General features: G+C 59.7%; 28 protein-coding genes. All 28 read right to left on the bottom strand.

The window, feature by feature from the left end; translation table 11 throughout:
- Window positions 1-241 precede the first annotated feature (241 nt).
- The 28 genes from QE435_RS11020 to QE435_RS10885 all read right to left on the bottom strand — a co-directional run bounded on the left by QE435_RS11020 (window position 242) and on the right by QE435_RS10885 (window position 26,405).
- Window positions 242-634, bottom strand: a complete 393-nt coding sequence (locus QE435_RS11020; protein WP_349041393.1) for a hypothetical protein — start codon at window positions 632-634, stop codon at window positions 242-244.
- Window positions 634-3,336, bottom strand: a complete 2,703-nt coding sequence (locus QE435_RS11015; RefSeq protein ID WP_349041392.1) for a LamG-like jellyroll fold domain-containing protein — start codon at window positions 3,334-3,336, stop codon at window positions 634-636. The genes QE435_RS11020 and QE435_RS11015 overlap by 1 nt, the downstream gene beginning before the upstream one ends.
- Window positions 3,337-3,344: 8 nt before the next feature.
- Entirely contained in the window at window positions 3,345-6,689 is a 3,345-nt protein-coding gene (locus QE435_RS11010; protein ID WP_349041391.1) for a phage tail protein, read from the bottom strand.
- Window positions 6,686-7,114: an NlpC/P60 family protein gene (locus QE435_RS11005; RefSeq protein ID WP_349041390.1), complete on the bottom strand. Its 429-nt coding sequence runs from the start codon at window positions 7,112-7,114 to the stop codon at window positions 6,686-6,688. The genes QE435_RS11010 and QE435_RS11005 overlap by 4 nt, the downstream gene beginning before the upstream one ends.
- Entirely contained in the window at window positions 7,111-7,638 is a 528-nt protein-coding gene (locus tag QE435_RS11000; protein ID WP_349041389.1) for a hypothetical protein, read from the bottom strand. Before QE435_RS11000 ends, QE435_RS11005 begins: the two co-directional genes overlap by 4 nt.
- A 181-nt stretch (window positions 7,639-7,819) precedes the next feature.
- Window positions 7,820-8,239, bottom strand: coding sequence for a hypothetical protein (locus QE435_RS10995; protein WP_349041388.1), 420 nt, complete (start codon window positions 8,237-8,239; stop codon window positions 7,820-7,822).
- Window positions 8,236-12,003, bottom strand: a complete 3,768-nt coding sequence (locus tag QE435_RS10990; RefSeq protein WP_349041387.1) for a phage tail length tape measure family protein — start codon at window positions 12,001-12,003, stop codon at window positions 8,236-8,238. The genes QE435_RS10995 and QE435_RS10990 overlap by 4 nt, the downstream gene beginning before the upstream one ends.
- The gene (locus QE435_RS10985) at window positions 12,003-12,317 is read right to left on the bottom strand and encodes a DUF1799 domain-containing protein (RefSeq protein ID WP_349041386.1); all 315 of its coding nucleotides are present in this window, start codon (window positions 12,315-12,317) and stop codon (window positions 12,003-12,005) included. The genes QE435_RS10990 and QE435_RS10985 overlap by 1 nt, the downstream gene beginning before the upstream one ends.
- A gap of 53 nt (window positions 12,318-12,370) precedes the next feature.
- The gene (locus QE435_RS10980; RefSeq protein ID WP_349041385.1) at window positions 12,371-12,781 is read right to left on the bottom strand and encodes a hypothetical protein; all 411 of its coding nucleotides are present in this window, start codon (window positions 12,779-12,781) and stop codon (window positions 12,371-12,373) included.
- Between the two features lie 39 nt (window positions 12,782-12,820).
- Window positions 12,821-13,759 carry a phage tail tube protein gene (locus QE435_RS10975; protein ID WP_349041384.1) on the bottom strand — a complete coding sequence of 313 codons (939 nt, stop codon included), beginning with the start codon at window positions 13,757-13,759 and terminating at the stop codon, window positions 12,821-12,823.
- Window positions 13,760-13,933, bottom strand: a complete 174-nt coding sequence (locus QE435_RS10970) for a hypothetical protein (protein ID WP_349041383.1) — start codon at window positions 13,931-13,933, stop codon at window positions 13,760-13,762.
- Window positions 13,930-14,355: a hypothetical protein gene (locus QE435_RS10965; protein ID WP_349041382.1), complete on the bottom strand. Its 426-nt coding sequence runs from the start codon at window positions 14,353-14,355 to the stop codon at window positions 13,930-13,932. The genes QE435_RS10970 and QE435_RS10965 overlap by 4 nt, the downstream gene beginning before the upstream one ends.
- On the bottom strand, window positions 14,355-14,783 hold the full coding sequence (locus QE435_RS10960) for a DUF1320 domain-containing protein (RefSeq protein WP_349041381.1): 429 nt from the start codon (window positions 14,781-14,783) through the stop codon (window positions 14,355-14,357). The genes QE435_RS10965 and QE435_RS10960 overlap by 1 nt, the downstream gene beginning before the upstream one ends.
- Window positions 14,780-15,538, bottom strand: coding sequence for a hypothetical protein (locus QE435_RS10955; protein ID WP_349041380.1), 759 nt, complete (start codon window positions 15,536-15,538; stop codon window positions 14,780-14,782). The genes QE435_RS10960 and QE435_RS10955 overlap by 4 nt, the downstream gene beginning before the upstream one ends.
- 92 nt (window positions 15,539-15,630) lie before the next feature.
- Window positions 15,631-16,566 carry a capsid protein gene (locus QE435_RS10950; protein ID WP_349041379.1) on the bottom strand — a complete coding sequence of 312 codons (936 nt, stop codon included), beginning with the start codon at window positions 16,564-16,566 and terminating at the stop codon, window positions 15,631-15,633.
- Between the two features lie 30 nt (window positions 16,567-16,596).
- Window positions 16,597-16,968 carry a hypothetical protein gene (locus QE435_RS10945; protein WP_349041378.1) on the bottom strand — a complete coding sequence of 124 codons (372 nt, stop codon included), beginning with the start codon at window positions 16,966-16,968 and terminating at the stop codon, window positions 16,597-16,599.
- 16 nt (window positions 16,969-16,984) lie between these two features.
- Window positions 16,985-18,109, bottom strand: a complete 1,125-nt coding sequence (locus tag QE435_RS10940; RefSeq protein WP_349041377.1) for a peptidase — start codon at window positions 18,107-18,109, stop codon at window positions 16,985-16,987.
- A gap of 228 nt (window positions 18,110-18,337) precedes the next feature.
- Window positions 18,338-18,838, bottom strand: coding sequence for a phage virion morphogenesis protein (locus QE435_RS10935; RefSeq protein WP_349041376.1), 501 nt, complete (start codon window positions 18,836-18,838; stop codon window positions 18,338-18,340).
- A 117-nt stretch (window positions 18,839-18,955) separates the two neighbouring features.
- On the bottom strand, window positions 18,956-20,191 hold the full coding sequence (locus tag QE435_RS10930; protein WP_349041375.1) for a PBECR2 nuclease fold domain-containing protein: 1,236 nt from the start codon (window positions 20,189-20,191) through the stop codon (window positions 18,956-18,958).
- The gene (locus QE435_RS10925) at window positions 20,184-21,677 is read right to left on the bottom strand and encodes a DUF935 family protein (RefSeq protein WP_349041374.1); all 1,494 of its coding nucleotides are present in this window, start codon (window positions 21,675-21,677) and stop codon (window positions 20,184-20,186) included. The genes QE435_RS10930 and QE435_RS10925 overlap by 8 nt, the downstream gene beginning before the upstream one ends.
- 1 nt (window position 21,678) lies before the next feature.
- The gene (locus tag QE435_RS10920) at window positions 21,679-23,328 is read right to left on the bottom strand and encodes a hypothetical protein (RefSeq protein ID WP_349041373.1); all 1,650 of its coding nucleotides are present in this window, start codon (window positions 23,326-23,328) and stop codon (window positions 21,679-21,681) included.
- Window positions 23,325-23,915 (bottom strand): DUF3486 family protein, encoded by a 591-nt coding sequence (locus QE435_RS10915; protein ID WP_349041372.1) that lies wholly within the window; start codon window positions 23,913-23,915, stop codon window positions 23,325-23,327. The genes QE435_RS10920 and QE435_RS10915 overlap by 4 nt, the downstream gene beginning before the upstream one ends.
- A 4-nt stretch (window positions 23,916-23,919) precedes the next feature.
- A complete protein-coding gene (locus QE435_RS10910) occupies window positions 23,920-24,207 on the bottom strand; it encodes a hypothetical protein (protein ID WP_162760683.1) in 288 nt (95 codons plus the stop codon).
- Between the two features lie 14 nt (window positions 24,208-24,221).
- Window positions 24,222-24,557 carry a DUF2730 family protein gene (locus tag QE435_RS10905; RefSeq protein ID WP_113488689.1) on the bottom strand — a complete coding sequence of 112 codons (336 nt, stop codon included), beginning with the start codon at window positions 24,555-24,557 and terminating at the stop codon, window positions 24,222-24,224.
- A complete protein-coding gene (locus tag QE435_RS10900; protein WP_349041371.1) occupies window positions 24,554-24,772 on the bottom strand; it encodes a TraR/DksA C4-type zinc finger protein in 219 nt (72 codons plus the stop codon). Before QE435_RS10900 ends, QE435_RS10905 begins: the two co-directional genes overlap by 4 nt.
- A gap of 219 nt (window positions 24,773-24,991) precedes the next feature.
- On the bottom strand, window positions 24,992-25,357 hold the full coding sequence (locus QE435_RS10895; protein ID WP_349041370.1) for a hypothetical protein: 366 nt from the start codon (window positions 25,355-25,357) through the stop codon (window positions 24,992-24,994).
- On the bottom strand, window positions 25,354-25,650 hold the full coding sequence (locus QE435_RS10890; protein WP_349041369.1) for a hypothetical protein: 297 nt from the start codon (window positions 25,648-25,650) through the stop codon (window positions 25,354-25,356). The genes QE435_RS10895 and QE435_RS10890 overlap by 4 nt, the downstream gene beginning before the upstream one ends.
- A gap of 2 nt (window positions 25,651-25,652) precedes the next feature.
- Window positions 25,653-26,405 carry a TIGR02594 family protein gene (locus QE435_RS10885; RefSeq protein ID WP_349041368.1) on the bottom strand — a complete coding sequence of 251 codons (753 nt, stop codon included), beginning with the start codon at window positions 26,403-26,405 and terminating at the stop codon, window positions 25,653-25,655.
- Between the last annotated feature and the right edge of the window lie 65 nt (window positions 26,406-26,470).

Raw genomic sequence — 26,470 nt, 5'->3', positions numbered from 1 at the left:
TTCGATATCGTTGGCGATGGCATCCTGTCGAGCCCTAAAAAGGAGCGCCGAACAGGAGCCACAACGAATATTTTCCATGTCAAAAAGCTCACGACTCAGTCACAGAAAACCCGCCCTGCAGGGTACGGGTGTGACAGTTATCGATTTGCACTGTCTAACGGGTCTGGACGCCAATCTGAGGCCCGTCGCTGGGGTGCGCGAAACACCCCGGCCACCCGGTTTTCACCGGAGGGCTGTGTCGTCACGGCCAGTACGCTGAGTTTGTGGCGTAGTCAGCCGGGATTGGATCCATCGCCTTGAGAGCGAAGTATGCGGCATAGAGCGGTTGTCTCCATGCGGCGGCAGCATCCAGCACCAACCACCATTCAGAAGCTTTCACTTCGACAAGGCCGGTATTCGTCTTGATACCGATAAGGCGGTCGGGTTCGCCCATGTTCATCGCCGCTTGCGCAAGCGGCGTGACCTCCTGCATCCATCTGGTCATGTCGCCCGGCGTTGTGCCGAAGTGATGGACGCCGCGCTCATCCTTGAAATCGAAATCGAAACCGAGAGATAAGCGACGGTCGAGTTCGGCAGCCACAAATTCTGGCGGCGTTTCACCGGCTGGCACTGTGTTGAAAAGACGTGGCGGCATTACTGTCTCCAGTTCTCGACTACGCCGGAAATGGCGATGTTTTTGTTGTTGAGGGTGCGGGTGCGCCATCGCATAGATGTTCCGGCGGGCTGAGCGGAGAGAGATGCCTGTCCCTCGTACATCTTGATCCCGTACTTGTCGCTGATCAGCGCCAGAGTTGCCGCCGTCCAGGTCGTGCCGTTATCGCGGCTCACCTCAGCGATAAGATCGGTGTTGATCGTGATCGTCTCAGCCTCAAGCGTCTGCACAACCAGACGGCCAGAGGCGGGTGCCGCCGCGGCCGAGTAAGCCTGCGAAAGCAGCGTCAGATTGTTACGGCTATAGGAGAAGGGGGCAGTAGGAACCGAGAACGCTGCGCTGTACCGAGCGCTCTGGCTAATGCGAAACTCATCGATGTAACCGGAGAAAAAGTTGCTTGCGCCCCATCCCGCTCCGATTCTTGCTCGCAACGCCTTATAGTTATACCCGCTGTCCGAGGCGGATCCCTCCAGCGCGCCGTTGAGATACAGACTTAATTGGAGATTTCGCCTGACGACGGCGACATGATACCAAGTGTTGGAGGAAATGGTCGTGTTCGAAACAAGCAGGTTCGTCTGATAAGAATAGAACTTGATTTTCCCGCCTTCGATATAGATCACAGGGCAGGTTTGGTCGCTCCCTGTTCTCATTTCAAAGATATATTGCGTGACGGATGCATCCACAGTCCTAAACCAGAATTCGATGGTGAAGTCGCCATAACCGAACTCCAGATCGTCAAACTTGACAGCGTCGATGCTATCGCCCGATCCATCGAAATAGGCCGAAGTGCCTCCGAACTTTGATTGCTCGCTACCGAGTCTGGCATCACCAGATGCAGTCCATTGCCTGCCCGTTTCATCAACAATTCTCCTCGATCCGGGAGTTCCATCAAAGTGCAACAGGCTGCGGGTGTTTGGGTCCGTTAACGTAGCTCGAAACAAGTCATTGACGGGATCGTAGGACGCATTCTGGCTTTCTCCGGCATTTTGAGTGTAAGCCGAGGCAGGAGGGGAAAACTCCCCATCCCAACGGGCGATATTCGATACACGGAACTCATCGATATAGCCCTTCAGATAGCTGTCTGTGGTGGCAGACCACCCGAGCTGGAAAGGATTGCCATTGGCTGCAACTGACAGAGTTGAGGCGACCGATTGTTGGAACACGCCGTTCTTGTACAGTGTCAGCACACCGTTCTTTCTGACGATTGCATAATGCGTCCAAGTGTTAACAGCGAGCGCGACTAACTCCTTAACGGCATTGCCGTTTACGTTGTTGAGGACGAAGTTGAGTTTCCCATCCGAATTACCGAGTGAACAGGCCAGGAAACCTGAGCTGGAATAATTCATGTGGAAGAAAGACGCGTATGGCTGCACTTGAGTGTCGATCCTCGTCCAGAAGTCGATCGTGAAATCACCGGTGCCAAAATTGAAATCCGTGCTGAACGGGACGGTCAATATGTCCCCGCTGCCATCGAGATAGAGCGCAGAGCCGCCGAACTTCGATTGAGCCGTCAAGATTTTGGCATCGCCCGATGGCGTGACACGCCGCCCATAGGCAGAGCCATCGACGAATGCCGTGCTGTTGTTCGCCCCGTTCGCCGAAATCAGCACCAGCGTGTTTTCATCCAGGCCACCAGTGTTAATTACCACGCCGGTGGTGTCGTCGAAGGCGTCTGCCACACCACCAGTATAGCCGATCGTTCTGCCTGTGAGGTCGGCAACTTCCAAAGCAAGAGCGGAGGCCACAGACATCGCGCTATCGGCGGTGGCTTGCGCTGCCAGCGCTGGCGTGCCGAAAATCTCTGTGAGCGAGGCTTTGGTTATGACCTTCAGCGAACCATCCACCATGACGGCAAACTTGTCTGCGGAGGCGGCAGATGTCACCACCGGCGCTCCGTTCAACGCCGTTTCTACGGCGCCAGCGCTCGCAGACTGAGCCTGCTGCGCATAGGTTTGCGCCTGGGACGCGCTGGCGGCTGCCTGATTTTTCAGAGTCTGCGCGTCATCCCGATAGCCTTTGGCCGAGTTTGCAGCAGCTTCCGCCGCCGCCACAATCGCGGAGGCAACTTGATCGTTGATCAGCCGGAACTTGCCAGCGTCATAGTCCGCAAAGCCCCACACCATCATTGGTGGGACGAGGCCACCGGCCGCGATCGCGTTTCCGCTGTTCGACACGATGGAAAGAGCCGCGCCCTCGTTAAAGCTGACAGTCGGCGCGGTCGTGTTGGCGGCGGTGATAGGCAGTGCGACGATCAGCGATCGGGAAACGGGAATACCCGTTTTCGCCTTGATCGCATTGGCCGTAGAGCCCGCGACCTGCTCTGCTTCAGCCCATTGCATCGGCAGGTCAAGAATGCGTTGCCATGTCATCGGCGTTCCAGCCAGCGGCTTATAGATGCCGTTGTTCTCCACCGTTTCGTCGGCATAAACCCATGCCGATAGAAGATTGGTGGCAACGGCCGATGATGACAGGTTTGCCGCCTGCATCGCCGCTTTAGTGGTAAAGTAAAGCGTGTTGCTGCCGCTGATCGGCAGGGCGGCGCGCATAGGACCAGAAGACAACAGCTGTTGCGCCATTTGTTCAGCAGTTTGCAGGCGGGTGGAGCTGCCTTTGCTGCCGAGATAATGGTCGAGCGTTGCGCTCTTCTGGACGTTTGGCGTTCTTGTGCCGGTTTCATTCACCATGCATCACCTCAGATAATCGAAATTTGGAATGGGCCGGCGAGAGGTCCCGCCACGCCCTGGTCGTTGAGCGGCTCTAGCCAGAAGTAATGTTTTCCGGCCGTCAGGCAGGTGGCGGTCTCCAGATAGACGGCGACATTGTCGATGCTGCCGGCGAAGTCGGAAGATGCGCTGAAGGCAAACAGATTGTTGCCCGAGACAGCCTGTATGCGGTCGGTGTAAGAGTTGCTGGCGGTGCGGCCGGAGCCGTCGCGGTCAGACCCACCGGACAAGCGCGGCCGTATTTCGCCAGCAGAGACCGTCGCATCGAAACCGATCCTGTACCACTTGCCCGATGTGGTTGAGAGCGCGGCGCTGATAGTTGAAGCCGCGCCTGCGCTCTTGCTCGCCTTACCGTTCGCAATCGACCAGCCGGAGCCGAGCGTCCAGCCGTTTGCCGATGCAAAATCACCGTTTGCGACCAGCCGTTCGCGTGTCAGATCGCCGTCAGTCAATTCGTAACTGCGGGACGGCGCAACTGCGAGCGGCGCGCCCACCGCGTCGGAATTGACATTGAGAACGGACGCGGTCGATCGGTAGAGCTGAATGGCAGTGGTGGCGGTGTCGTCGCCAGTCTGGAACGTGATCCGCGCTCCGCCGAGCAGGGCTTGAAGTGTGATTAAGCTGCTATCGAGCGCCGTTGGAACCGGCACGTCAGCGCCGCCGATGACGACGGCAACAGTGCTGGTATATGGACCAGGCACACCAGCTGGCGACACGGCACAGGCGCGCAGCTGGACCGCCGCGCCGTTGAGATAGGTGTCGATCACCACACCGCCATCGGCCGCAGGAACGGTGATCGTCGTCCAGTTGCCGGAGATGCGGTGGTCGATCTGGTAGGACGCAGTGTTGACAGGACCGGAACCGGGCGCGATCTGCGCGACCAGACGGTTCGCAACGCCGGTTCCCTCGATGCCGGAGGCGATTGCCGTCCAGCGTGGAACGGGTGGCTGCGCGTTCGACGCTCCCACCTCCGCCCCGACACGGCCGGACCAAGCGGGCGGCACTTCAGCATCGGTCAGTTGGTCGATAATTGGCGCGGCGTCGAGCAGATTGTAGACGCTCGCCATGTCATCCCCGGCCTCGATGCCGGAAACGATCAGGGGCAAGCTGTCGCGGGTCGCCTCGCCGAAGTGGATCATTGAGCCGATCTCGGGGAGATCGCCGCCATCCTGCGACAAGGTCACAGCGTTAGAAATGCCGGGCAGTGTTTCCACGCTTCTGACGACAGAGCGGCCGATCGGGTCCGTTTCGGAAAGGCCGGCGCGAAACCGGACGGCGTAGTTCTCACCAGCCGTCATTTGCACATCCTCATCGAGCGCGATCATTGCGCCTTGAACGTCGATCACGCGGGCCGAGACCATGACGCGGTCGAGAGCGTCGAAGGATGCCATGACCAGATCGCCGCGTGTGGCGACGCGAACCGGGCCGTCTTGAATGACCGAGTAGGTGTCGGGGCGGTAGATCAGTTCGTACATGCGCCGGCGTGCTTCAATCCAGATTTCGTCCGGGCTCGTCTTGCCGGGGAACTCGATCTGCTCGGTTAGCGTGATATCGCCGGTATGGCCCGGCCAGGGCACGATCCTTTCCGCCGCCTGATAATCATTGGTGGCATCGAGGAACGGCACGCGGAACCCATGGGGCGGGTCTAGATAGACGCGGCTTGTCTGGAAACTATGGCTGTTGCGCGGGTTGACGTGGTCAATGACGAGCTGCTGCGGCCGGTCGATGACGACACCCCACTTCAGGCCATCGTGACGTGGTGCGGCGCGGCCGGCTGCTGCGATCTCGGTCAGCACTTCGCGAAGCGTCATGTCGCCGTCGATCACGCGATCGTAGCGCAGCCCCTTCAGCTCACAGTACTCGTGCCAGTCCTGCAACTGGATCAGGTCGACACCTGAATCGGGCGACGGGCGGGCGTTTGCGGCACTTTGGAGTACGTAGCGGTAAAGCGCGGCCGGGTTGCGGGTCTGCCGGAAGACCCACCGGCCAAGGCCCTTATCCCAGTCCAGGCAGAGCCGCGCAGCGGTCGCATTGAAAGAGTCGAGCTGGCCATTGATCTGGTGTGTTGCTTTGATGCGCAACGCCACAAGTGCCAGCGGCTTGCCGAAGTTCAACGGATACTCAGGCCGGATCGTCTGAATGGCCGCCCACACGCTTCGCGACGCGATCTGACTGGATGTGTGCTCATCCGTCATACGGGTGAGTTCGACCTCATATCGGCCACGCGCCGGGAACTGCCACGTGTGCTGCCGGTAGATCGCTTCCGATCGTTTGGCGCTGATCGAAAGTGTGGTCAGCACGATCCAGTTGGTTGCGCCGACAAGGCGGTACCGAATTCTGATCTGAACCGTGATAGCCTGTTGACCGCCGCGATCGTTGATTTCGACCAGGCCGGACGGAAAGGCCAGGATGACCGAGCATTTGTCGGCATCCGTGCCGGTGTATCGAACGACCGGTGTTTCCACAGCAGCGGCTCCGGTCGTGTCGCCAAGGTCATTTCGAGGGTATGGCCGCGTCAACTCAGCGCCGACGTTCTTCTCGAAAACCTGTTGCGGGAAGTAGGTGACATGAGCATCGGCCGCGTAGCCTTCGCGAACTTCGATATCGACTTCATCGTACGAATCGAGAGAGGTATCGCCGATCTTGAAATCAGACAGAGCGAGCGGCCCATAGCCGTAGCAAAACAGCGCGCGGACATACTGCCAGTCGCCGACAATCTCGGTATAGGACATTGCCGCAAACGGAGCGGCATAACGATGCTGGCCGAGCACATCCGGCACGGGGCCGTCCGCCTTCATGGGATTGCGCCAGCTTGTAATCTGATAGTTCGGGACCTTCTCCGCGTCCTCCCGCCCTGGTGGCTTAGGCGGCGGGATCAGCGCATTGATCAGAAGATTGCCGAGAACCGAGACGCCCATGCCGATCACGCTGGAGGCGATCGCAAAGCCGGTGGTTCCAGCAGTGAAGCCGAGCCCCACGGCCCAATATTGCCCGAGCGCCACTGCCGCGACCGCGACGACGATCGAGAGAACGGCCTTCAGAATGCTTTTCCCCGGCACGATGCGGATCACCACACGCGCTCCGGATCGGGGCCGGACGCGGTGCCACTTGTTCGTCGGCACAACGATCGAGCCGCGTTCGTTGACCAGGAGGACACGGGCGTATTCCAGATCGGCAGGCGTTGCAGCTGGAAGTGCTGCCGCGACCATCTCGGCGACGGTCGAACCCTCCGGCATGTATAGATCGATGCGGCCGGCACCCGGATCGAATAGCGGCGCAGCCAGTACGGGGATGTTTTTAACGGGCGCGTTCATGCAGACACCCGTTCGGCAAGTCGGTGATGGCGGTAGATGCCGCTCTGGCGGGTCGCCCATTTGCCGCCTCGATAGTGCTCAAGGCAGGAATGCGCGCCTTCAGCCATGTGCAGCATCAGCCCGCCAGAAACGACGACGCCCACATGCGCGTCCAGCCGGCCGCGACGAAACACGGCAATATCTAAGGGCATCGCCAAGCCTTCGACCCGCGCCCACGAGGTGCTTTCCTTCGCGCCGCCGATTAGCGCCGAGATCTCGGCGTGCTCATCCGTGCTGATATAGCCGTCGGCGTAAGACGGCAGTTCAATGCCGAGTTGCTGCGCGAAGACGAGCCGAACCAATCCCCAACAATCGCAGCCACTCAGTGTCCTGCCGTGATCAAGATGAGGAATACCGACAAAGGCGTTAGACCAATGCTCCATCATTCGTGCATCCCCGGAAATCGCTGTTTCGTCATCCGGTCGGCGGGGTAGTATTCGTCCTCGACTGGCTGACGGGAAAAGTTGACCGTGATTTCGCCCGCGTTCATATCGGCAGACAGGATCCGCATATCGCGATACTCGGCCTCTACCTGATCAGGCGAGGAAGCCAGCACCACGGCCATGTGGAGGGTGCCTTGGGTGTTGACCGAGCGCAGCACTTCCACCATGCGGCGATCCACGTTCTCCAGAATAAGATTGCCGGCGGCCGGCGCGTCTTCCAGATCGGAGGGCAGATTGGTGGATGCCAGGACGAACAGGAACGGGTCTTCGACCGGATTTGGGGTGCTCCAGGCAGACCGCGTTCCGTAGGCAAGCGGCTCGTCAGAAAGCCGCTCGGTTGGATCCGTTGACAGGCGCAAGGGGGCGTCCAGTTCGGGATGCTCGATCATGAACAGCGCGACATAGATTTCGGCGCTGGAATGATCCTCGTGCGACAATCGCATATTGATCGAGACACGGCGGCTCATGAACGTTGCTCCTGGCGAATGATGGAAGAAACGACGGCATCACACACCGGCAAGGGACGTGCGGTATGATTGTGAGCGCCGCCGCGTTCACGGCAAAACAGGTGGGCGCGCAGCGGTTGCGCGGTCCAGCCGTGCGGGCATTGTTCTGAGGGGTGGCGGATCGATCCGCAAGTCTCGCACCTCATGGCATCACCGCTATGGAAAACGCCAGCCGGAACCGCGTGCCAATGACGGTCTCGACCGGCATGTTATCGCCAAATTGGCAGAGCCAGATGTTGGCAAGGAGCAAAGGAACGCCTTCGTCGGTGAGCAACGGCAGGCCGTCATCGCCAAGTATCGGCCATCCGTCGGTGGTCGGATCGGGCATGTAGAAGGGCAACGCCCCGCCCGCGCAGTCATCCGCGAGGAAATTGTCGAAGACGGCTTTGCCATCGCGGCCGACTTCGATCGAGAGCGTCACAAGTCTTGCCGCGCTGGAGAACTTACGGCGGTAGCCCGCAGGTCCATTGTCGGTTCGGCGCTTCAGGCGCGCGTCCTGGGGCGATGCCTGCCAGCTGTCGCGCATTGGTCGGGGAAGCGTGGTTGGCCAAGTCGGGATCATCGGCGCACCGTCTTCGGCCGCATACCGTAAGTTTTCTCAAGATGCTTGCGTGCCCCGCCGCCCGGCTGCGCCATCGCCGCGCCGACCTGGTCAGCGATTACAAACTTGACATGCCGGTTGCCCTTCTCGTCGCGGGTCTCTTCGGTTTCGACACGAGCACTCGAATAGTTGTTGACCGTGATGGAGCCACCGGCTGGCGCGTTGGAGTTTGCCACCGGGCTGGACGGGTAGACCGGACCAGCGGTGACGTAACCGCCGTCACGAAATGCGGCGACCGGACGGTTTGAGTTGATTGCCTCAAGCCATGGGCGATACTTGGCGGCGGCTCTTGCATTGACCATGAACTCGCCGTTGGAGGCCCAGATCGGGATAGCGTCGTCGCGCGGCCCACCGGGGCCGACAATCGAGCCACCGTCTGCAAACAGGCCACCGAAGCCCGACGCAATGGCGCGCGCGGTCTGTGGTGAGGCGTTCAGGATGGACTGATTGAGGCCACCGCCGAACAGGCCGCTAAAGAGCTTGCTGAAAAAACCGCCACCGCCGCCCCCTGACGGAGCGGACGGAAATGCATTCATCAGATTGCGCCCGAATTGATCGAAGTTCGCACCAAGGTTTCCGAGCCCCTGCGTCGCCGTTCCTGACGCGCCAGCCAGCCCACCGAGAGCTTCGGTCGCCCGGCGTGCCTGGACTTCCGACGCATTCAGCCAGCCAGTACCGACGCCGTTTTTGTAATTGCCCGAAAGCATCTCCAGTTGGAGGTTGCCGCCCGACATGCGCGTTTGACCGGTGGCAAAACCTACATGGCCGCCCGCCTGGTTCGCGCCGAGGCCGCGTGTCTGAAGCAGAACGTCGCCACGCATGATTTGCGAGGGATCAACCCTGCTGCCCCAATTCTGAAAGGAGTTGGCGGCAAGTGAACCAGTGCCTTTCACGCCGATCTGTTTCAGGGCGGAATTGACAAACCCCGCGCACCAAGCGGTTTGCGCGGCGTCGATGTCAACGCCTCCCTTTCGCAGAAATGCGTTGATGTCGAGGCTGTTCGAGCGTTCATTCGATCCAAGGAGACCCGATGCCAGATCGACCGCTTTACCAGTGCTCGTTACCGATGGAATGTTGCTGTTTGCAGCCCGACCACCCAAGCTCTGCAACATGCCACCTAAGCCCGACGCGCTGCCACTTGCCCCAAGCCCGCCCGCAACACCACCGTTGATCATGACCGTCGCTGCTGTGACAGACATCGTCCCGACCGACTTGCCGAGCACGTCACCGACAAGCGCTTTCGGATCAGCGGCTTTCTGACCGCCAAACAGTCGAGAGAATATGCCGCCTAAGCCGCCGACGTCCTGCAGTGTCGGATTGTCATCTCCGAGCAGTGCATTCTTGAGCGGGTTCTTGAACGCAAGCTCTGAGAGAAGGCTCTTGACCTCGTCAGCTGCGCTCTCAAGAGCGCCCTTGAAATCACCATCCATCAGCTTGTCGATGCCGTCATCGATCGCAGTTCCGAGGGAGGTTTTCACCTGGTCCCAGGCTTCGGCTTGTTTCTCGATTTCTCGATTGAGCGTTGCCATAGCGTCGGCCTGGTCACGCATCGCGTTTGCAATCGAGCCGTTGGTGTCGAGGCCGTCGCGACGGATGCGTTGCTCCGCTTCAAGCAAAGCGTTTGCTCGCTGCTGCACCAAGACGTTTTGGCCTATCAGCGACTGCTGGAGCTTCAGCTGCTCAAATTTCTCCTGGTTGCCGCGAAGGTACTCTTGCGCAGAGGCAAGCTTCTCCTGTTGGGCAAGCGCGGCATAACCCTCGCGAAGATCGCCGATCTGCTGTTCCAGCTTCTGTTTTGCCTCGCCTTCAGCCAGAGCAGCAGCGGCCACGAGCGGCCGGAGTGTGGCCTCTTCCTGGAGCATGCGATTGGCTTCCGCAGATGTGATGGCGCCAGACCCGACGAGCGCGTTCAGCCGCGCACGAGTTGCAGCCTCTGCCTTCATATCTGCCGCTTGCGTAGCAGCGCCCGCGATCGTCTCCTCGATGACGCGGTTTCGCGCACGAGCAGCTTCCGTGGCGATCGTCTCTGTTGAGACTTCCTGTTCCGCCATCTGAAGCCGAACGCGACGGGCTTCCAGCTCCGCTCTCAGGAGGGGATTGCGTTCATTTGCAATCTGAATGTCGAGACGATCGAGTTCGGCCGCTCGCTGCTGACGTGTCACCAGTGCTTCCAGAGCGCGGGTCTTGGCCTCGATCGCAGCTTCGTTCTGGCCGGCGTCGATGCCTTCGATGCCTCGGGCACTTTTAAGCGTCTCGATCTCGTTGCGGAGGCGCTGTGTTTGAGCGGCACGAGAATTCGCCGGTGAGGCTTCATAGAGCGTGACCGCTGCGGCGCTTCTTCGGTTTTCCTCGGCCTTGCGCTTTTGCTCCGCTGCTTCCTGTTCCTGTCGGCGCTTTTGCTCCTTCAGGTCATTCAGTTCCGCCTCGATATTTTCACGACCCCGGACGCGGGGTTGTTTCAGTATCCCTTCAAGTTTTGCGATCCGCTCATCTGTGTCGAGGGCTCCGACTGCTCGATCAACCGCTTTGCCCATCCAGTCGAAAGCATCGCTAGCCCCTCGCGATACGGACTCCCAAGCGCGGCCGAGGGCCGTGGTCGCAGCGCTCGCATCTGCAAGCTGGTTCGGAAGCGCCTTCAGGAGTACGGCCTGCGCTTCAGAAAGGCGGTTTTGGGCGGCAAGGTTGGAGGCGTGGCGAGCGGTCGCCGCATCGATCAGGCCGTATTTCTGGAAAAGCGTGTCCGCAGCCTTTGCGGGATCTGCGAACATTTCCGCAAGGGTGCTACCTGCGTCTTCCGCCGAGATGCCAACCGTGGCGCCGAAGTCCTTGGAGATGGAAATCAGGCTCTGGAAGTTCTCATGGCCTATCCGGCCCGTTCGCAGGAATGCAGCCTCCATGGAGCGCGCCGAGGACACCGAAATGCCAGCAGCAGCGGCCCCGGCCTGCGCCGACGCTTCCATTTCTGCCTTAGTGCCTGCGACGGCTCGGCCTAGCCCAGACGCAGCAACCTCGACTTCTTTGGTAGACCGGAGATAGCCGTTGTATGCCAGCGCGCCAGTCGCGACAGCGGCAGTCAGTGCGCCCAATCCAAGCGTTAACGGCGTGATCATCCGGGTCGCACCAGATGCGAGCGTGCCGATGTCCTTCAGGGCCGTTTTAAGCCCGCCCTGACCTGCGTACAGCTGGAGGATTTGCGGACCTTGTTGAGCCGCGATCATTCCAAGCGGCATGCCACTTGCCAGCGTCTGCCCCACATCGAACGCCTGATAAGTCAGGTTCTGACGACGGAAGCGGTCGTTTGCGTTTCCGCCTCCGGTACCGAACTCACGCCCCTTCTGTGCCGCGATAACGGCAAGCGTCGCCTGGCGCTGGCGCGACAGGGCAGCGGTCATCTCATCTGCGGATATCGCGCCGAGCTTGTGCGCCTCGCGGATCTCGGCCTGCATCGTCTTGTAATTAGAGATGGTGGCGAATAGCGGATTGTACTTCGCTCGTAGACGGTCAAGCTCAACGCCGTAAGCTTGTATGTCGGCCGCACGGCCGTTGCTGTTCGCTCCCTGCCGATCAAGACCCACGAAGGAATTGACGAGCTTATCGACGCTCGGCCGAGCCCGATCGGCAGCAGCCGAAATCTGGTTGACGGTTTGCACCGCCTCTCTGGCGCCGGTCCTCGCGCCGGCCGGGTCAATGTTGACGCCAATGGAAATCCGATAGGGCGCGGCCATCAGCGCGCCTCGCGGTGGTTGAGATGCTTCAACGCCTCATGTTCCATCGCCCGCAGGTCCGAGAACGCGTCTGGAGGCGACTGGAGATCGTCGAGCACCAGCTTACAGGCGGAGTAGTCAAGGCCGATGAAGGTGATGCCTGCCATTGTTGACGCCGTTCTCCATTGAGTGCGGCATTCGAGGAATACTTTGAACGAAAGGTGGTTCACCGCCAGGACCTCAAATGCTTCTTTCTTGCTGACTTCATCTGGCTCGTAAGGAGCGCCCATGATCGCAAAATCGTCGGCGATGTCTTCGTCAACCACAGTGGCCACGGCAGGGTCGGAGCGGCCCGTCGTCAGGTATGCCCAGACGCGCGCCGCATCCTTCAGTTTCCCAGGCGGCCCTTGTCTTCGCTGATAGCCTCGCCATATGCGCGGTCGATCGCGCTCTTGATGTGCGGAAAAGCGTAGACTTTCGGGAACGAGGAAAACGGCAACGCGACGCCATCCTTGTTCGCGATCTTGCGCCAGTCCTTGATCCGACGAAGCGCCATGGCATCGTCGAAAGCTCTTAGATTTTGCTGCGCGGCTTGATAGTCCTCATCAGTGAGGTTTAGGTTTGTCAGCTTTTCGAGCAGCTCGGCGCGGGCTTTACGATCGGCGTCTGCCTCATCGGGTGTAGGTAGCTCAAACAGTACTTCGAACTCGCGCTCGATCAGTTTTCCCGGATGGTCGGGATCTGGTTCGATCGGTTTGACGGGCCACCAGAAGGTTAGATTTTCAGAGAATAAGAACATGTAGACGGCTTTCAAAAGGATCTTAAAAGGGCGTTGAGGTCAGCGGCAAACCAGCTCGAAATCATCGAAACCGCTGGTCACGCAGTAATCGAGCGCCAGCGTGTAATTCAGGATTCCGTTCCAGCTGCCGGGCTCCGGTTCGCCGATTTCGACAGCAGCCGCATTGAGTTCGATGATGTTGCCGGCTGTCTTGCCATGCTGAAATGCGAGCGCCGCCCTGGTGCGAGCGGTGGCACGCGCGAACCAATCTATGACAGAGAGCTTCTTCGCCTGGACAACTGCGGATCCGGACGCGGATGCGCCAGTGATCAAAATACCTTCGTCCCCTATGCGGAAAGTTGGCGTTACCGTGTTGCCAATGTTGATTGACAGGCTTTCCGCGACAGCACCCCACCCATGCAATGTCATGGTCGAATTGGCCTTGGAAACCGGTACCGGCGTAATCCAGCCAGCGCGGCTAACCACTGGATTGGAGACAAGATCGGTAATGGTGCCGAGGAGGCCGAAAACCGTAACCCGCATCTTTGGGATACCAGAGGAGGACCAGGTCAACACGGCCGTCCCGCGAGCACCAAGCAGGATATGGCGAACGCCGTCCATGACGAAATAGATTGATCCCGATTCGAGCGGATCATCGGCGCGCTTGTATCGAACATCGGTGTTCGCGGTCACGAGTTCGCGCAGGCCACAGATGCGCGCTATAGAGCCCCAGAGAGGCGGGGTGCCTGCAGCGCCCGAGCCTGCGAGTTCAATGTCGCCCTCGATAGTCGCGTACATGTCGGTGAGCATGACGCCCTGGTTGCCGTTGTATGGCAGTACGAGGTCACGGGAGAGCCGCTGCGCTACGAGCGGCCGGAACGTCACGTTGGACATGATGATGCGATCGGCAGCCGCAGGCGTGGCGTCCACGCCGTATGTAGCCTCGATTTTATTCAGGCAGGCCATTTTGTTGAAATAGCGAGGTGCGCTGAGTGACATTTACTTTCCCTTCCTACCGGGTACGGAGGTGCTGCCGGCCTGATCGTCTGCAGGGACTTCAGAACCGGCTTCTTCTGACGTGGCCGGCTGTTCGACAGGCTCGCGGACAAATTCGCCAGTCTCGGAACTGCGGACATAGCGCCCGCCGCTTACGGGTTCGGTCGGTTCGGTCATTCAACTGCCTCCAGATATCGGCTCGACTGCCACGTCATCACGTAGGCGGTGACGCCATTGCCTAATGGGGTTGCCTGTGCGGCAACGAGTTCGCATGGATTGTTGGTCTCGCTGGCCTGCCAGCCGGCCAGCGCCGCTTCGATTTCGGTCTTGCCGACGTCCAAGGTGAGCAGCTTCTTGCCCCCGCCTGCGTCGTCATGGGCGCGAACGACCAAAGCGACCAGGAACTGCACCTGGACGATTTGCAGGAAACCACCCATGCCAAGGTCGTTCGGCTCGGCCTTCTCCCGGTAGGGAAGGACAAACGCCGTACCCGAGCGCGGTGCCACGCCCTTGTCGAGCGCGGCCAGGCTCTCGATCGACGAAACATCGGCAAGCGATGTTGCCTTCGCCTTCAGGCGTTGCGTGATCAGTTGCAGCATCACAGCCAGCCTTTCAGGTTCTCGGAGGTGAAGACCGGCTCGGGACCGACGACGGAGATCCGGCCGTCTGGCGACGACTGCGGCTCGGGCTGGTTTTCGGCCGCCGTCAATTGCATGCGGCCGGCGCTGACATCCTTCAACTCCGCGATCGCCTCTTTCCAGTCGCGCACCACATAGTCGGGAGCGCCGTCGGCGTGGAGGAAATAGCGAGCGATCGACACCGCCCACGTCCGCACGAGATCGGGAACGGCTGCGAAGGGGAGGGCATAACGAACCCGGACATAGCCGTTGACGGTGTTGTCGGCGTGGGCAAGCGCCGCCTCGATGACAGAGGGATCGGCGACGCCGTCCTGATCGCGGTCGGCAACCTGGAGGATCTCAACAGCGCTGGCGCGCTCGATCAGGTCTTCGAGGCTCGCGTAGCTCATCGGGGCGGTGTCCCGCCGTTGCGCCAGTCTGGCTCGCAAGCATTGACGGCAAAGGCAAGCGCGTGTTCATCGAAGGTCAGCCAAACGCCTTCGTTCTCTTCGTGGAGAACGTTGTTAAGACGTATGGTCTTTGTGATGAGGAAGCGGCGTTTGTCGGTGAGGTCGGACGGGGAAGTTCTGTCTTCGAGCAACTCGCTAAGATAGCCCACCTGGTCAGAGAGTTCGCGAATGATGCCGGCAGGATTTTCGTCCGTCAGCCACCGTGCAACTTCGGGATTGCCGATGGAGATAAGCTCGATTTCAGCCAACACGTTTCGCCCGATCTCCGCGACGCGAACGACTTGCTCAAACTCTGTGAGACCGGACGCGTCCATGAAGAGGGTGAGTTCGGCGATCAGCTGATCGGAACCGGCATTCGCGCCGGCCCCGTCAGTTTCGCCCTGGGAGGCATCGGAAGAAGTCCCGGAAACCGATGCTTCCGTTTCCGGGGTTGACGTTCCGTTCGCCGCCTCGACCGTCGTGGTCTCGGCATTTTCGGCATTCGTCTGCGTGTTAACCGAATTGGCCGAAGCCTCTTCGGCAGCATCGCCGCTGCTCTGGGGGGTATTGATGGAATTGGTCCCGTCCGGACCGTTCGTACCGGACGGGGTAGATGCCGCTGATGTGGCAACGGCATCATCCTGCGCCTCTGCATTTGCCGATGTGGTTGCGGCGGTTGCAGTTGCGGAGGATTGGGAAGATTTTCTGGTGGCCATGTGTGGGCTCCTTCGGATTTTGCGGAAAAGGCGTGATGCGCCCCTTTCGGAAAACCCGCCCGGCACATGGCCGGGTCGGGTAGATCTCAAGATCAGGCGACGGCGCTTTCGAAGAAGTAGCCGAGGTCGGGTGCGGAAATGACTTCCTCGACGCTTTCACCCGAACGGACGCGGACAGAGCCGCGCAGACCGATCTTCGGTTCCGGTATGTCACCGGCAATGCGATCGCCATACTGAGCGGTCCAGCCGAATGTCGGAACTTCGCCCAGGCTGGAGACGATCTTTTCGCGACGGATCAGCGCCGCATGCTTGCCCCAAAGGCGATAGCGGACGGCGTTTTGACCGGGCTTCGCCGCATTAGCCCAGCCGGAGCCGACAAGGATGTCGTCGAGTTCCAACAGATCGGCGACCGCGCGCTTGTTTGCCAGACCTTCGCTCGATCCGGACGGGTTCAAGGCTTTCAGCAAGGACGGGTTGGTGCGCAAGCCGGACCACGTTTGGCGACCCAGGACAAGCACATTGCCCGGCATGATCATCTTGTCCTGTGCGGCCTGAATCTGATTGACCGGCTTCGAGTCAGGATGAGACCACTGAGAAGCACCTGCGAGGAGTTCCTTATTGCCAGCCACATAGGTGCCGGAATTGAACACCTTGGCGGCGGTTCGCGCTTCACGGTCGAGCTCGACAAGGTTGGTCAGCTGTTGAACCGCGAATTGGCGCGGATCGTATCCAGCAGGTGCTTGGTCGATGTCATCGTTCGGGATGATCGAGTCCTGACCGTAATCCTTGGTCATGGCCGGTGTTTCAGTGCCGCCGAACTCGATCGTGCCTGGCTCAGATTTGCGACCCACTTTGGTGTCGGGGATCGTAATCATCTGAGCGAAATCGAAATACATGTATTTGAATTGCTGAACGCTGAGCTTCGGCTCCAGGCGCGGCAGCACCTGGTCGGCAATCAATTCAGCATTCTTGAAGGCGATCGCAATGCCTGTCAGTTCGGGATTAACGGGAAACGGCTGTCCAGCCATGTGTTTGCTCCTGAGAGGTTATAGGGCTGGTCAGCCCTGGATGCGGTGCGGATTGACGAAGCCCTTGGCGATATCGCCAGCGACACCGTTCACAACCACGCGGCCAAGGATGAAGTGGTTGACGCCAGCTGCGGGAGCGGCCGCAATCGCTTTTCCGTTAGCGTCGGCCGTGACGCCTGCGCCCGGCCCGACAGTGCCGCCAAGCTCGATGTCGGCGGGGCCAAAGAGCACAACGTCGATGCGCTCCTTGTCTTTCGCGCCGCCCGGAAAGTCAGTGACGCCGGCGATGATGTCGGTGGGCGACGTTGCCAGCGCCATTTCGCCGTCGTTGGCGGTGTATTTCACGAGCCGACGGTGGCCAATCGCGCCAGCGCAGACGAAAGTCTTGATAAAAGGGTTCATGGTTCTTCCTTCAGCTTCAGCGCTTGTTCTTGGCGCGTGTCAGAGCCTCGACCGGGCTGATGTCTTCGCCCTTCTGCTTCGCTTCGAGGATCTCGGACTGGATGACCGCAGCAACGTGCTTCGGATCTGAGAAATCCGGACCGTCCCCGTTCGCCAGTTCGCCGGTCGAAACCGGCACAGGCAGTTTGCCGAGCAGCTCGCGGAACGCAGAGCGCGGGGATGTGGTGACGTCCTGGCCGCCTTCCGAGAAGGTCAGCGTTTCCCCGTCGTCAAATTCGGAGAACAAGGCGGTGGCCGATTCCTTCAGACCGATCGGCAAGCGACCGGCCTCGACGATCGACGTCACGAAAGCGGCGTCCTCTGCAGCGCGCGCCTTCTTCGCGTTTTCGGAAAAGGTGGTTTCGCGGCCATTGATGTCGGTCTCGCGCTGGTTCAACGCGGCCTCGCGGGCCTCAAGCTTCGCCAGCCGCTGTTCTGCGGTTTCCATTGTGGGGGTGTGCTTCGGTTCGGTTTCGGAGAAATGCGGAAGGGTCTGGACGTCCGTCCGGCTCTCGGCGCGCATGTCTGCCGCCGTCTGCGAGATCTGATCGAGGTCCCATGCCGGCACGATTTTGTCGGCCGTCTCCACGTCGCGCGTCTCAATGATGAAATCGCGCATGCGGCGAAACAGCGAGGCGATGTTGTCGAACGCCCAGGCGGAGCGGTATTCGGAGAACTCCAGCTCGATCGACATTTCACCTTCGGCAAACTCGACCGGCTTCAGGCCCTTGATGGCGGGCGGCTCAGCGCCGAGGAAGCCGACATGGCGAAGGTGATACTTGCCGGGGGTCGGGTTGCCCGCCTGCGTGGGGTGATAGAGACCGGCCGAGCGCTTGTTGAACTTGCCTTCGCGCACCATTTCCGAAAACGTCGCGTCAACCTGTTCAGGGATGGCCACGAGCGTGCCCTCGCGGACCTCAAGCGACTTGATCCAGCCATAGGCCGGGCCGTCCTGTTTCGGATGACCAATGACGATCGGCGCCTGGTGCAGCGCCGGGTCGTAGCTCGATGCGATATCGGCGACATCGCTCTCAGCGAAAGTGAGCGTCTGCCCCTTCGCTGTCGTGTGGGTGCCTGTGCGGAAGATTTCGAACGGTTTCATGCCCCCATCTAAGGGAGCGGGACGGGGTCAGTCCCATTGCCAAAAATGGCAAGCGGCGTGCGTTCGGTTCGCGATCAATGAATAACGTGGGTGAGAGGGTCGGGCAATAGAAGCAGGCTTCAAAATTGAAGCCGTTTTAAAGGCCGTAGACGCGTTTTCAGGTTCTCCAACGCGTAACCGGCCCTGAAGGATGCATGCGCGCATTCTGGAGCCGTTTTTGAAACGCCCTCAAGGACCGTTCGCAGCGTCAATGAAGTGGTCTTGAATGAGCAACTGAATTTCGTTGATGTCTTCGTCGCTGAAGCCGAGGAATTGACGCCTTGGCATCTTCACAGATTTGACGATGAAAGTCTGCCCGCCCATTGAGAACACGAGCGCTGCGCCGTTCGTGGGTTTGATGGTTCCGCCTTCATTGTGAATGCGGGCGTACTCGACATCCGAGCCGATCTCCACGCCGTCCTCTGCGGCCTGATAAACGATCTGGGAAAGACGCCGTGTTTCACCGCGCAGCTTGCCGGGGCCTTTTTTTGTGGCTGCATAAAGGGGGTTGAGGTCTTTCCATGGAATACCGTCAGGATCGGTTTCGGTAATAAAGCGCCGCTTTGTTGCATCCGCTTCGTAAGCACCGATGTTCTTGTAGACCGACAACAGATTGCCGCCCGCTGCGTAAAGCCGCTCCAGTGCTGAGATGGTGCTTGCGTCATTGACGGTTATGGATGCGCCGGCCATTTTGCTCGTCCGTTGTTTTCGGGGCTGTTGAGTGCTATATTTAGTCTGTCAGGTGGTTGAGGCATTCCGGTGCCCTCCGTAGATCACCCGATCAAGGCGCGGCCGGAAACCGCGCCTTTAATTTTTGCGGTAGATCAGCGCGCCCTTTCTGTACGCCTCGATATAGTTTTCCGTCGTGTCGAAACCCGTGATCGCGGTCCAGCCGTTCTTCGTCCACTCAAAGCGGATGAACATGCTGCGGCCGTCATCCAGTTCGACGCGCTTCAGGTAGGCGCGGCGCAGGACCGTTCCCGATTTCACCGCTGCCCAGTCTACCCATATTTCGTCGGGCGACTGGATGGCGTCGGCAAGCAGGATGGCATATTGCCCGCGCCCTCGCTTGCCGCTCTTCAGGCCGACCACGGTTCCATCGGGCATACGCTGCTCGAACAAGGACCGGTCTATGCCGATGATGCCGCCCGATGCATCCCGATAGTATCCCGCCTCGTCAGCGTTGAGGCCGAATTTCGCCAGGAACGCCGACAGGTAGTTTTCCGGGGTGTCGTTCTCCGGCAGGATATCGGCGGGATCGGCCTTGGCAGGTTTCGGCAAGGGTGGGAGCGGACGTGCAGGCGCTGGCGTTCCGATCGGTGGCAATGGGGCTTGTAGCTCTGTCGGTACCAAACCATGCAGCCACTCGTGACCAACGTTGTATTCCCATCCCCGATCGATGCCAGGAATGCGCATTTCAGGCTGACCGGTACGTGGGTCTATGTCCTCGTAAGCGTTAAGATCGGGCGACGGATCAGGCCCCGACTTCCCCATGCGCAGCAGATCTCGCTCGGACCGGCTCTCTACATCGCAGAAGCAGCCAAAGCCGTTCGGCGGGAACATGTAGCGCCAGGCCGGATCATCGGCGCGTAATATCTTGCCGTTCCAGGACAGGTGGAGTTTGCGGGGATGCAGCGAACCGGAATGGATGTATTCCAGATAAGGCCGGTATCGCATCACGTCCGGGTCGGTCAGCTGCTTCCAGCGGCCGGCCATGTAGGACGTGCGCATATTGGTGGTGAAGATGATCTTTGAGCGCCAGGCGCTGCGCTCCTCGTCAGTCTTCCCATGCGAGAAATACTTCCAGCCATAACGCTCGACGATCTTGTCGAAGTCGTTGCGAAAGTCGGCAAGCGACGTGCCTTGCGTCCGTGCTTTCTCGATCGCTGATCGGAAATCGGAAAGCATGTCGTCGCGGGCGACGCCAGCAACAGAAAATGCTCTCACATGCGCGCCGTGGCGCAGATCGTCAGACCGGCGCGTCGGCAGATTGACCTTCTGCGCGATGAAGTCGATCGCTTCCTGGAACGGCAGATCAGCCATTGACGCTGTCCACGCCTTCCAGCTCTGCCAGGAGCGAGCCCTGTTCCAGCGCGGCCGCGAGGTCCTCGATGCCGAGTTCGCCCGACAAGCGCGCCAGCCTCAGAACCAGATCGTCGTAATCCTGCGCCTCGGTAAACTCGGTGCGGATGCGCTCGATCATCGCGTCGATCGCTGGCTGCGCGACGGTTTCAAGCTGGCTTGAAAGCTCCTCAACCACCCTTTGACCGCGCGCCGAAACGCTGTTGGGGTTTTCCGCAAACTCCAGGTCGGCCGTCACCTGCGGCTTCGGTTGACCGTCCCCGGGTGTCTCCAGTGGGTCGCGCTTTTCCCGTTTCACCCACTCGCCGCCATAGGTTTCGTCGATGTAGGCGATATCGGCCGGCTCATAGCCCATCTCATAGAGTTTCTTGTCGCGATCGACTTTCTTGTCGAGATCCTCGGCCTCCGCGAAATCGCGCCAGACGTCGGGCAGGCGTGCGCCTGGATAGTTCAGTTCCACGATCCAGCGGACGATCGTGTTCTTGATCGTGGCGCTGAGCAGATCGGAATCGGCCTTGGCAATGGCAATGCGCACTTCGTTGTGGATCTCGCCCAGAGAGCGCGCGCCTCTTTCGCCGCTGTTGGTGGATAGCGTTTCGCCGAGCACTGCCTCACTCATCAACTCGTCGAGGTACCGGCTTAACTTCTCCTGCAGATCGCCACCGCCGCCACGAGCGGCTTCCAGCAGGGCCATCGTGACGCCTTCAGGTGTGACGACGCCGGTGTCATTGGCGAGCCGACGCAGTGCAGCTTCGATCATCGTCTGGCGGTCTTTATCGAAGCCGCCGGTATAGGTCGCGTGGACAGTAGGCGAGGCGTGCTTCTCCACGCCCCGGAGCCAATGCGCCAACACCTGGCGCTTGAACCATGCCGGCCAGTAAAGAACCGAGCCCAGCCCGACGCCATAGGGATCGTCATCGTCATCGTCGATCGAATGCCGGTGGACGATAAATTTGCGATCGGGAACGGGCTCGCCTTTAAGGTTATTCGCTCTGGTGAGCACGCGCAGCGCGCCGTCAACTGTCATGCGGAAACGACGCTGTTTCTTGACGCGCACAAGCTTGACGGTCCAGACGCCCTCAACGATATCCCACATGACCTCGCCGACCGCGAAGCCTTTCAGGATCGCGCCGAGCAGCCCTTTCGTCAGCTTGTCGAAGTCGAGCGCCTTCAGCTGCCGCTCTACCTCTTCGGCCGCTTTCTTTTCCAGCCTGGACGGGTTCTCCGGTGGCTGAACCTTCCATTCACGGCTGACGACCTCCAGCTTGCGTTTTTGCAGGATGGCAAACGCGTGCGGGTCTCGGCGGATTTCGTCGTAGACCTTCAGACCGGCAATACCGCCACGCCCCTGCAGCACTTCGTCGGTCGGCTGCATGATGTCCTGGAAGTGCGGGACATACGGGTCCGACGCGACGGTCGCGATTTCCTGTGTGATGAGCGCGGCCATGTTACATCCTCATGAAGTCGGCGAGATCTGCACGGGGTACGAGTTCCCCGAGATCGCCGGTATATTGTTCTGCGATTTTCGAGCTTTCGCGCTGCTCGCCAGTGGTGCCAATGCCGATCTCACCGCCGTCCTGCTCGCTGGCAAATACGGCAAGCGCACCGGCGATCGCCGCGTCACCATGCCGGGGGAAGCCGTCTGCGCCCATCGTGCGCGCGTCGTCGGGCACCTTGGCAATGCCCTTCACCATGGCGATGCCGCGATAGTCGGCAAGGATATCGTCATCAAACGGAAGCTCGAATTTGTCATCCTCAAACCCCGCCTTCAGCTTCGGCATATTGAGGATGTACCAGGACGAGCTAAGCTTGATTTCGCTGACAAAGCTCGCGCCGAATTTCTGCCTGCACGCTTCAGCTAGAAACGCGCCGTTACCGGTGGCATCAAGTGCCGCATGAAAGAAGCGGGGCAGGCGCGACCGGATGTAGAAGACGATCTCTTTCTGGCTTTCGAACGGAACGTCGCGGAGCTCCAGCACGAAAGGCGTCGCAAGCGACAGGTCAGGCCGAACCTGAAACGGGTGTATGACGGACAAGTCTCCTGATCGGCCAAAGTCCTGGCCGAATCCGGAACGCCATAACGGGTTCAAATCATCGAGCAGAGGTTTGAGCTTTTCCGCGCAAATATCCTCGATCTCAGATTTACGGAGATCCGCAGGCCAATCGACGAAACCGGGAGGCGATTTCCACCGGATTACGGGAATATGCTTTTTCATCCTGGCGGTGATCAGCGTCCGGGGCAGATATGAGCCGGAAGACTGCGACGGGATGCACCGCAGTTCCTCGTCAGCGCCAGCGCCATAGGTTTTATAGATGCCGGCGCGCCAAGCGGCTTCACCTTCAGGAGACCATTCTTTGCCTGTCTTCAGACACACACGCTGATAAAGCCCGTAGTTCAAGGCGTCATCAAAGGTGACGCGCACGACTTTGCCGGGACGCTTCCCCGCCCTGATATCCTCGATCAGCTGGTTAAATGGGTTGTCCACGCCATTGTGCGTCGAGATCACCAGAACTTTGCCGCCCCAGATCAGCAAAGCCATCGCGGCTTTCAGCAACTCCTCTGCGTCATCATGGAAAGCAAACTCATCCAGGATGACGTAACCTTGCCGGCCGCGAAGCGATCGGGGCTTGGAGGATAGCGCCACGATCTCAAAGCCGCTGGCGAAAGTGATGCGAAACGCCTTGATGGCTTTCTCTTCGCCCTTATCGCCCTGTTCGGTGAACATGAACTCCTGAACTTCGGAGCAGGCCGGCGCAAAAGCCTTTGCCCACATGCCGCAGGTGTCGATGAACTCGCGGGCCATATCGAGATTGTAGCCGAGATAAAGAACGTCCATTCCGCCTTCGCTGCGGGCAAGGCCGGCTGTCAAAACCGCATCGGCACCTACGCCCCAAGTTGCCCCGACGCGGCGGCTCTTGTCAGTTACGACGAGGTTGTAGGCGCTTGTGGCTTGGAGAAGTTCTTTCTGGTGCTGAAGGAGAACATCAGGCAGGGACTTGCCGGAAAACTCTTCCGGCAACTCCTGCATCTTCTCTCGGCGAAACTTGATCCAGTCCTCTTCCAGGACCAGCGTGTTCGGGTCAACGTGTGCGCTCAATTGCCGACCCCGAGAATGTTCTTCTTGATGTCTGCCGCTGTTTCACGCGTTAGGCCCTTGGCCTTGGCAACGGTTTCGACGGCCTGGTCGACCTTGTCGGCAAATTCCTTTTCGACCTTGATGCGGCGGTTCGTTGATACGCCCTGGGCACGAGTTGCCGAGAATAGGGCGTCCGCAAGAGCTTTCGCGCTCTTCGGATCAAAGCCCGCTTCGCCACCGTTGGTCACGAGTTCGAACACCAGCGTCTTGATTGCCTCTGACGCAATGAGCGTGAGGTCATCGGATGCGCCGGCGTCGAACTTGCTGGCGAGTGCCGTGGCGATCTCGCGTGTCTGGTTCAATCGTTGCGTAAGCGTCGCCAGTTTCAGGGAGTAGCGATTGAAGGCCGAAAATGAGGGGATGTCGATCTGAAGTTCGCCGCGATGTTCGCGATCGACGGCCTGAAGCTTTCCGACAAACTCCTCATAGATTTCTGTCTGCGTCCGATCGCGGCGCTGCAATTCCTCCGCAGCCCACGTCACGACATGAGCGCAGGCTTCCGGCAGAAGCTCAATCCGGTTTAGCCTCCCGCGACCCTGTTTTGCCATGACCTTAGTTCTCGCTACGAGCGCTCGGGCGCAATACGCCCGGAATGGTGATTATCCCCTGAAGGTGATATTCGCCCCGTTCTGCCAGTCGAGCGATTTTGACAGTGTCAGCCTGCACGATCGTGACCGCGTCCATATCCCGCAGGTAAACAAACTGCTGTTCCACCCACTCACGTGGCTTGTCGATGAGCAGGCGTTTCAAGAGATAAGCCTGCATTCTGTTAGAGGAGATCGCCTGATTATCTTCCTTGGCAAGCTCCTTCAGGATGGCAAGACGCGCCTCTTCGACCATCAGTTTCTCCATTGTCATTTGTCGGCGTTCTCCAACAGGTACTCCTGCAGGCGGTGATTGGTGGAGGCGATCGGCTTCAGCTTTTCATCCATGGTGTCCAACCGACCAAGCATCCGCTCCAGTGTGATTTCGAGACGATGCGTCGTTTCTCGATCCGGCATATGCGTGAGGTCGTTTTCGAGTTTCTGGATGCGGCGATCGTGGTTGATGAGCGTGGTCTCCGCTTTCGCCATCCGCTCGGCGAGCTTCTTCTCGCCTTCTGACATGATGTTGCGGACGGCTACAAACAGGTTAAGCGACGAAAGCGCGAGTGCTACCAGGGCGGTCAATAGTGAGAGATCGAAAGTCATCTGCTGTTCCTCTCAAAAAGAGTTTGGCAGAAGATACAACGTGTGGCGGAGGGCAAAGCGATCCGTCGTTCACGCGCGATGTCATTGCCGCAGTCTTCACATTCGGGCGTGCCGGGCGCCCGTAGGGATCGGGAAACAGCCGATATCGACGCCTCGCGTTCCTGCTCTGCTCTGTCGGATGCGAGATCCAAAGCAGCGTTGCTGCCGAAATTCATTGCTTCGTTTCCTGTGCCGGCATGTTGTCGATCGCGGCAACCGCAGCGGCACGGCGGGCATCGCATGAGATGATTTCGGTTCTGTCAGCACCCCAAGCCTTCGTCACTTCTCGCTGGTCCAGATCCCGGTCGGGCACGTCGCCGGGGACGCAGGGAACGCGAGACGCCGGCGGGACGGAGGGTCTCGCGGCGGCGCGGTATTCGATGGGAGCCTTTGCCTCAGTGAGGGAGCAGGCGGACGCGACCCCGGCCAAGGCCGCAACTATCGCCATTCGGCAAGCGCGCATTCTCGTTTTCCCGTTCTTGCTTTTGGGTGCGCAGCGCATCCAGTTTGACATTGGTGTCGCGCTCCAGATCGAGCGCGCGCCGGGCTTGGTTAGCTTCCGCCTCGGCGGCTTTCCTGTTCGCTGCCTCGATTCCTGCTGTCCAAAATGCGTTCCGTTCCGAGACTGTGCTGGCGACGGCATCAGCAATCATGCCGTTGACCGTGGTGATGGTGAGCCATCCGAGGAAGAGCGCGGCCAGGATCAGGAGCAACACGATGATGAGAGGCCGAGCCGCCTTCAAAAGCCAAGCTTCGATCATCGTGCCGGCTCCCCTGCATCTTCCGGCTGGTCTCTTGGAAGGTAGGGCGGAGGCGGCGGAGGCGTTTCTGCTTCAGCGCTTGCGGCGGCCTCGAAATCCTTGCTGCCGTAGTGCCGATGAACGCCAAGCATTGCGGCGATCAGCGTCAACAGCGCCGGAATAACAAATCCAGACAGGCCAACGGCTTCTTTGGACCCGCAAATCGCACTGACGATAAGCAGATAGATGCCGCCCCAGGAGGCCCAAAACGAGCCCCAGAGATAGCGCTTTGACGTTCCGTAAGATGGTCTCAAGATCAGGCCTCGCTCTTTGAGGAAGCCGCGCCGCCAGGCGTGAGGGCCACTCTTCCACCGGTCGGTGCTTCACCTGTTGTCGGCCAACGGACGCCACCCTTTTCGAGGCGCTCTTTCGGGATGCGCTTTATCGTGACGGCGTTGTCCTGGTTGGCGCCGAGAACGTGGAAATCCGTGGCGTCTTCGCCGAGGTAGTAACCGACATGGCCGCCACCCTTCCGACCGAATACGAGGATCGCTCCGACGCGGGGCTCAACTTCCTTGCCGAACTTCTTCCAGTTGAGCGCGGCGAGCGGGTTTGCAGGCATGGGCTCTTCTGGAAGCGTGGTCGCAATGTTGTTCGCGACAAATAGCCCGCACCAGGGCGTGTCATCGTTGGTGTACCAGGACGCAATCCAGCCGCCGAGCTTCTTGGCGAAGCCGAGAATGATCGGGTTTGACTTTGGACCGGGGATCTCCTTCACGCCGAGATAACGGCGGGCGTCTCGCAACCAGACCGGCTCGGTGATTTTCGGGGGGACTTCGGCGACCACGAGATCAGGCGTGGTGCCATCGGTTCGACGCTTTGGGACAAGCCGAAGCGCTATCACTGTGTCGTCGTCAGCCCGGCCGGTGACTTTCAGTCCCCGGCTGTACTGAAAGCGCTTCAACGCCTCAATATACTGACGGCCTTCAACGCCGTCATAGGCACCGGCATATGCACCGGCGTCGCGCAGCTTGCCGATTGCCCATTCGCCGAACGTCTGAGTAGTCATTAAAAAAGCCCCTTGAAAGGGGCTCGAAGCGTCCCCGTGATGGGGACTATTGGCGGTTTGGCAGC

It is taken from the genome of Agrobacterium sp. SORGH_AS 787 (assembly GCF_030819035.1).
Lineage (GTDB): Bacteria > Pseudomonadota > Alphaproteobacteria > Rhizobiales > Rhizobiaceae > Agrobacterium > Agrobacterium larrymoorei_B.
Note: the sequence above shows the minus strand (reverse complement) of the source record. Positions and strands in the feature narration are given on the sequence as shown.